Here is a 7,192-nt window from a genome sequence, read left to right as displayed (position 1 = left end):
TGATAAACGATCTCCGAGCAATCTTTCGTACGAAGTCTAGCACCAAGGAGACTGCGAAGAAAGCGCTTGAAGGATGGTACAAGAAGGTCACCAAGTCTACCCTTAGAGAGATTAAATCCGTAAAACAGTCTATCCAGCACTACGAGGACGAGATACTCAATTACTTTATCAACAGAGACACTAATGCTTCTGCAGAATCGCTCAACTCCAAGATGAAAGCCTTTAGGTCATGCCTGAAGGGAATAAGGGATATACCCTTCTTTTTCTATAGATGTATTACCGTCTTTGGTTAGGCAGCGGCATCCGCCCGCCACGGACAATCCCCCTTGGGCCGATCATTCTTATTACTACGTAAGCAAGACTTGTACTTCTTAACTTCATCTTCATTTACATCAAATAAAGAAGAGACTCTGACGTAATGCTCTATCAGTTCTTTACCATAACCTTTGTCAAAAAGGGTACTGCCCAAAGAATAGTGATAATACTTATCTGTACCACACTTAGCATACACTTGTTGGTATGCAACTTTGAAAAATGATTTATCAAATAACTTCTGACTAACCATTTTCTTAATTGTGACTAACGCTCCTAGCTCAGCCATTGGCTCTTCTATTTGCGGAACAGTCGTCTTTATTGCCTCCTCATGGAAAAGATCATAATAGCGATGGAAGAGTTCGTGAATGTATACGTAACTAGTAAGATAAGAAGTGAACTTGTCTTTATCTAATTCTAAGAAAGATAACAAGCCCTTATCTTCTGCGTCTTCTGCGACTTTATCAATCTCGTCTATAAAGAGACCGACTTTCAAGTCCCTCTGATAAACTCCAAGCAGATCATTATTAGACTCAACATATCCAGGATAGAGCCATAAATCTACAGAGTTATAGAGATCCTTGAAGGTGCAGATACCTTTAAGGCCAACTCCGAAATCATTGATTTTTCTTATAAGGGTACGCTCGTCCTTACTTAAATCCTTACGGTTAACGCCACTCTGAGCCTCGTAATATATGTCATTGCAATACTCGTCTATTGTATTCACATCATTATGAGGTTTGAACTTTGGCTCAAGTTCAGTAGAGAATAACTTGAACCAGTTTCGAACATTGTCAATCGTAACATCAGTGTTCTTATTACATAAGTAATCAGAAACAGACTTGAAGTTTCCTATTCCTTTTTTACCCTCATGTATGGCATTTATAATAACACGTGGAATTGACAAATCATTAATGGCTCTATTGGCTCTATTTATACCGTCTTCTTGAGATTGTATTTCATTGTTGAATGTCACTTTTTGAGATTGTATTTCATTGTTGAATGTCATTTCCTTTAAGTTTTGATTTTGATAGCAAAGATAGATCTTCTTTTTGAAAAATGCAAGGATTTCTACAAGTTTTTTATTATTTATCTATTTATACGTATTGACTTTTGATATAGCCACACCCTTTATTATTAACTTTGCTTTCGAACAAACATTTGGATATGAATCAGTTATTTCAAGTAAACGAGAAGTGGCATGGTGATACATGTATCAAGGTGCTCAAGGTTGATGAACAGTGTCAGAAGTATCTTTTCCTGCGTTCAGACCGTAAGAAGATTGTGGTCAAGTACTGCGATCTGCCTGACGATTCACCTCTTCTATTCAGAGGACATCTGGTGGAGATGCAGCTCTACCGATGTCCGGTACAGAATCAGGATGCGTTCCTCATTCCGCACATCGTTAACAGTATCGACACGACCATCGTTAAGGGTCAGAAGCTGCACTTTGTCGAGAGACTGTATGTCGGAGGCAAGAGTCTCCGTGAGATTCTTGACAGCGGATTCACTTATACCTGGCAGCATGCCTGGCGAATCATCTACCGCCTTTCTGTTGCATATTTCAATATTCTTGACAGAGGCGTGATTCTGACAGATGTCTCTGCAGACGATATCGTGATGAGAGGCAAGTTCTCTGAGAATGTTCATTTCGTTGGCTTCGATAAGATCCGGCCACGCAACATGTCTGACCAAAGACGTGAGTTTAATGACGGGATATTCAAGCTCGGCTGTCTGTTCTATGAGATGGTTTCCGGCAAGAAGCCTTTTGCCGACGGCGGCATTCCTGTAACTCAGGGTTTTATGCCTCAATTAGCTTCTGAAGTCTTCCAGCAGATGACCAGTCTTGACATGATGAAGCGTCCCGGCAATGAACATGACATGGAGATGCTGAACCGCCAGATGGTTGCACTTCAGGACATGATTCAAAAGAATCCGGCCTTGGAGTTCAAGCCCTATAAGCATGAGGATGAAGACGAGCTGTCTTTCGGCGACGATTTAGACAATCTGTTCTCTGATAAGCCTGACGGAAGTGCCACTAATCAACAGACCGGGAAGCGACATCGTAACTATGACACCATTATGGAAACCCAATTTGATTTCAAGATAGCCGAGCGGAAAGAGGGTAAGCTGTTCGGATTTGATGCAGTTGCCGGTATGGATGGACTAAAGAACACGCTGCGTGACGAAGTGCTACTTCCTCTCAGGAACCAGGAAGCACGTGAGAAATATGGCTTGCAGGCAATCAACGGTATGCTGCTCTATGGACCTCCTGGGAATGGAAAGACTTATATTGCCGAACGCTTTGCAGAGGAAGCCGGCATGAACTGCTGCTTCATCAAAAGTTCTGACCTCAGTTCTTCATTTTCCCATGGCAGTCAGCAGCTCATTGCCCAGCTCTTCAACCAGGCTGAGGAACACAAACCGTGTATCCTGTGCATTGATGAGATTGACGCAATCCTTGGTGATCGCACCCGGATGACGTGGAGTGGTTATGCTATGGAGGTCAATGAGATGCTTTCACAGATGAATAACTGCAGTGAGCGCGGCATCTTCGTGATTGCCACGACAAACAATCTGAATCTTCTTGATCCTGCCGTTCTCAGAGCCGGACGCTTGGATGAGAAGATATATGTGCCATTACCTGATGAAGAGGCCCGGAAGGGCATCTTTAAGTTGAATCTGCAGAAGGCTTGGACTGATGGTAGTATTGACTTTAGCCGTCTTTCCTCTCTTACTAGGGACTATGTATCTGCAGACATAACGTTGATTGCAAATCAAGCAAAGTTACTTGCCTTCAAGAGACAGTGTCCTATTTCTCAGGCTATCCTTGAGAAGGCTATATCGACAGTAGGTCCATCTCTTACCACGAGTCAGATCAAACTCTACGAGAAGATTTCATACGGTAAACGAGTACGTCCGCAAATCGGCTTCGTAACAAACTAAGGTCACGGTATCATGATTACCTTGCTTATAGTATTCCTGCTCTTCTATTTCATCGGAACAGTGATTCTAAATCACTCTTCCGATGATGGATGCTGCGGATGTGGATGTTGTATCCCTGTTATTGTTCTAGTCATTGTTTTCTTCGCGATTTTATAATAATTGTAACAAGATTATGGAAAGAATTGAATCAATCAGTTTCATGCTGAAGAGACGTTCTAAGGTCGACAGTATCACTTGCCTGAACGTCATGAGTGACAAACATCTACTCATTGTCATGCGGGTGTGTATGAAGGGATTCAAGATTGACTTCTCTACCGGCCTTCATATTGATCTTGACGATTGGGATTCAAGTACTCAACGTGTGAAACCAAGTTGCGACACGGCCGAGCAGATCAATGAAGGATTGAAAATGACGAAGCTCGTCTTCAAGAGCTGTGTACGATTGTTCGACCGGGAAGGAGTGGACCCGAACAAACGTGAACTCACTGAGGAGTACCGCCGCATGAGCCGCGAGTTCGGTCGTGTGCTCTCCACGGACAAGGCTGTAGTTGACAATGAGGGCGAAAGATTGAAGGATAGATCAGATCGCTTCTGGAATTCCCTTGATCAGTTCCGTAGTGAGAATAATGTCCTTCGTGAGTGGGGCGAAGCTACCCGAGAGAAGTTCCACAGTCTCAAGACCCATATGGAAGCCTTTGAGCAGATGAAGAGAGAATCGAACAAGAAGTTCGCTCTTACCTTCGAGTTCTTCACGAAAGAGGGTCTCGATGAGTATTGCCAGTACGTACAGGATCACTTCAACTTGCGTAACGTTACCATGATGAAGCATCTTGATTTTCTACGGTGGTTCTTGCGCTGGGCATTGTCGGTGGACAAGAACCACAACATCGCCTTCGAAAGTTACCGTCCACATCTCCGCTGCAATCAAAGAAGAGTCATATCCCTCGGTGTTGATGAACTCCAAAGAATTGCCAATCTCCAGTTCGCAAGCGACAATCAAGAGGAGAATGTCGCATTTGAACATGCAAGGGACGTGTTCCTGTTCATGTGTCTCACAGGTCTCCGTTATTCAGACGTTTATAATCTGAATCACTGTGATCTTGTCGCTCCGAATGGAATGGCAATCACGACCATCAAGACCAATGACAACTTGAACATCAACCTCAATAAGTTCGCATGGGCTATACTCAAGAAGTACGAGAAGGCAGGTTTGCCTGACGGAAAGGCTCTTCCGGTAACCAGTAACCAGAAGCTCAATGAGCACATCCACAAGCTCTGCCGCATGGCAGGCATCACACAGCCAACACGTATGGTTTACTATAAAGGCGCCAAGCGATATGACGAGATCAAGCCGAAATGTGACTGGATATCATCCAAGATAGGGCGTAAGACTTTCGTATGCATTGCCCTGTCGTTGGGTATCGATAGAGATACTATCATGAAGTGGACCGGTCATAAGGACTACAAGTCCATGGACCCATACGTTGACATAGTCGACAGTCACAAGCAGAAAGCCATGAAGCTGTTCGACCAACTCAATCTATGGAATATCGGTAAGGACGACGACCCGGATAAGAAATGAAGCAAAAATATAAGGATTTTTCAGAGGGTCACCAGGTGGTCTGAAGAAAATCGTCAGAGGGTCTTTAGCGGGTCTTTAGCGGGTCTGAAAATCGCCTCAAATTGCTCAAAGGACGCTATTTGTGCATTTTATCATTTAGTAACACTTATTATGTTATATGTAATTGTTTGATTATCAATAAAATACATAATATTAGCAACGCTTGATACCCTCAAAATCGTGTGGACGCGTTAAAATTGATAAAGCCGTAACTAATTGATAGCCAATTAGTTACGGCTTCAAGCGGAGAGAGAGGCTCCGCGACCTCATCCGCTAATTTCCTTTATAATAAGTAGTTATCTAATCACTCAAAAGCCGTGTACCGTATGTGTAGCCATTTTTTGACCCTTTCGTGAACCCCTAAGGGAGACATTATGACCACACAGAGACCATGTACCAGTCATGAGATGAATTTTCAAATTCTCGGGTTCAAAGTTAGCAAAAAATGAACTATCTACCAAATATTTGGGCTACAATCTTTTAAAAAAATTTTTGGCTACACGATAGTGCGGTGTGCGAGGTCGTATATATAGGAGACCTTGCACACCGCACTATCGTGTTTGCCAACTGCGGACATGTATTCCGTATTCAGATGACAAGTCCGAAATTCGCACTGTCATTTACATGTAAGGTAGTCCTCAAGTTTCTTGATACCCTGTTCGAACTTCTTTATGTTGGTTTCTTTTAGTTTGAGTATATTGATTAATTTCCATTGCACCGAGGGATATGCAGACAGATTACCTGCTGAACAAAGAGTCCAGTCTGGTTCGCCACGCTCAAAGGAGAGCAAGAATGATTTGTCCTCTTCGTTCAAGCCGTCATGAATCATTCGAATCAAGTCTTTCCTTGCTTGCTCATAGTCTGCATAGTCAAACTTGAGAGCCGACATTCCTTCGAACTGCTTTTCCAAAGCTTCTGACTGGTCAATCTCATGTGGCTGCAAAGATTCGATTATGGGCTTGTCACTTCCCAACAGACAGAGCATGAAGCCATCCTTAACCTCATCAAACGAGGATAAGTCCATGTGATGGCAGTCAAACAGATCACGCGGATGTTGACGACTAAGTGCTGCCGTTATCTTACCGCCATAGAGCTGGCTGAAAGAGACTGTACGGGCCTTGCAACCCATATTGAACTCTTTTCTTGCCCTTTCACAAAGAGGCATAACGACAGTATCACCGATAATGCCCCTCTTCGTGCCATTGACCTCTATCTTCACAGTAGCCTCGCCAAGGCTGCACATCAGTTTCCAAACATTGGGTTTAGGGATGACTTTGATGCCAGGGATGATTCTTTCCAAATCTGCCTTGATATCCAGCAGTCTCGCATTTATTGTTCTCAGACTTGTTTCCCTGTCTTGTATCGGGATGTAGGTGATGTCAATATCCACAGAGTACCTTGGCAGGTCCTTGTGAAACAAGTTGATCGCCGTGCCTCCATGTACGGCGAATTCTTTTATCTTAAACACGGATGGCATGATACGTATCAACAGCTCGACCTGCTTCCTGTATTTATCCCTCATAATCGTTTAATTCTTTTGGAACTGTTATTGAGTATTTCTTGTTGAGGATACCGTCTTTTACCAGTTGCAGCTTTCCGGTACCCATGTCTATCTTGCTTGTATCTAATTCCTCGAACCAGTAATGACCGGCCTTTTCTGCCATATAGAGGAACATTCGCTTCACCCTATGATTGGATGTATTCTCCAACAGCCTCTGTACAACCTCAGACCGCAATGTCGTCAGCTGCTCCATGATATAGTAGAGATCCATGTATGAATACTGCTTCGGTACCAGCGCAAGGCATTCAAGAAATGCCAGTTCCGGAGAGGACACATACAGCGTTCCGTTCTTGGTATCATGCTTAGTTACTTCCACCTCTGCAAAAGCCGTTGAAGAGAAAGTCCGGAAAGTCATGTCATACGCATCGCTTTTCATCCACATGGGCATCTTCTCTCCCGCAGGCAAAGCCACCATCAGCAAAGGCTTGCCCATGGGAACATAATGGTTAAAGCCTGAATATTCCAAGGCTGAGACGGCTCCTATCCTCAATTGTCTTCCCATTTGGAGATTATAGGAGGCAAGCGCATCGAAAGCGTTGAGGCGGGTGCCACTTCTGAACATGACACCCTTACACAAGGTTGTCAGCCACCCTGTGTCCCGGTATCGTTTTTGCAGTTGCGACGAATAGCCTTTTCGTTTCATCCATTCTGAGAACATAAGTCCGGATGGAGATGTATTGGCAAGCAACTGGTTTATTTTTGTTCCGGCAGATACACTCATAGTATATTTCCTTTCTGTATATTCAACTGCA

At 43.6% G+C, this 7,192-nt stretch carries 6 protein-coding genes; 3 read left to right on the top strand and 3 right to left on the bottom strand.

All coding sequences use genetic code 11. The annotated features are described in order from the left end of the window. Positions 1-293, top strand: a 293-nt coding sequence (locus tag G604_RS0110870; protein ID WP_028910589.1) for a transposase, incomplete at its 5' end; no start/stop codon positions are given. Here the strand turns inward: G604_RS0110870 and G604_RS0110865 are convergent. Continuing rightward, entirely contained in the window at positions 290-1,321 is a 1,032-nt protein-coding gene (locus G604_RS0110865) for a hypothetical protein (protein ID WP_028910588.1), read from the bottom strand. The two genes, G604_RS0110870 and G604_RS0110865, sit on opposite strands and share 4 nt — an antisense overlap. Positions 1,322-1,479: 158 nt before the next feature. Between G604_RS0110865 and G604_RS14840 the strand changes: the two genes are divergently transcribed. Next, positions 1,480-3,258: an ATP-binding protein gene (locus G604_RS14840; RefSeq protein ID WP_051220374.1), complete on the top strand. Its 1,779-nt coding sequence runs from the start codon at positions 1,480-1,482 to the stop codon at positions 3,256-3,258. A 172-nt stretch (positions 3,259-3,430) separates the two neighbouring features. Then, positions 3,431-4,840 (top strand): site-specific integrase, encoded by a 1,410-nt coding sequence (locus G604_RS14250; protein WP_081657749.1) that lies wholly within the window; start codon positions 3,431-3,433, stop codon positions 4,838-4,840. A gap of 655 nt (positions 4,841-5,495) precedes the next feature. On the opposite strand, the gene G604_RS0110850 is transcribed toward G604_RS14250, so the two are convergent. After that, a complete protein-coding gene (locus G604_RS0110850; protein ID WP_028910587.1) occupies positions 5,496-6,401 on the bottom strand; it encodes a nucleotidyl transferase AbiEii/AbiGii toxin family protein in 906 nt (301 codons plus the stop codon). Continuing rightward, positions 6,391-7,161, bottom strand: a complete 771-nt coding sequence (locus G604_RS0110845) for a type IV toxin-antitoxin system AbiEi family antitoxin (RefSeq protein ID WP_028910586.1) — start codon at positions 7,159-7,161, stop codon at positions 6,391-6,393. Before G604_RS0110845 ends, G604_RS0110850 begins: the two co-directional genes overlap by 11 nt. Between the last annotated feature and the right edge of the window lie 31 nt (positions 7,162-7,192).

This window comes from Prevotella sp. AGR2160 (genome assembly GCF_000424185.1).
In the GTDB taxonomy this organism is placed as follows: Bacteria; Bacteroidota; Bacteroidia; order Bacteroidales; family Bacteroidaceae; genus Prevotella.
The sequence above is the reverse complement of the archived record's forward strand: the minus strand, read 5'-3'. Positions and strand labels throughout refer to the sequence as shown.

What these genes read in the sequence shown, in the direction of transcription:
- G604_RS0110865 (WP_028910588.1), bottom strand. Translation starts at nt 1,321, where the DNA reads ATGACATTCAACAATGAAATACAATCTCAAAAAGTGACATTCAACAAT.
- G604_RS0110845 (WP_028910586.1), bottom strand. Translation starts at nt 7,161, where the DNA reads ATGAGTGTATCTGCCGGAACAAAAATAAACCAGTTGCTTGCCAATACA.
- G604_RS0110850 (WP_028910587.1), bottom strand. Translation starts at nt 6,401, where the DNA reads ATGAGGGATAAATACAGGAAGCAGGTCGAGCTGTTGATACGTATCATG.
- G604_RS14840 (WP_051220374.1), top strand. Translation starts at nt 1,480, where the DNA reads ATGAATCAGTTATTTCAAGTAAACGAGAAGTGGCATGGTGATACATGT.
- G604_RS14250 (WP_081657749.1), top strand. Translation starts at nt 3,431, where the DNA reads ATGGAAAGAATTGAATCAATCAGTTTCATGCTGAAGAGACGTTCTAAG.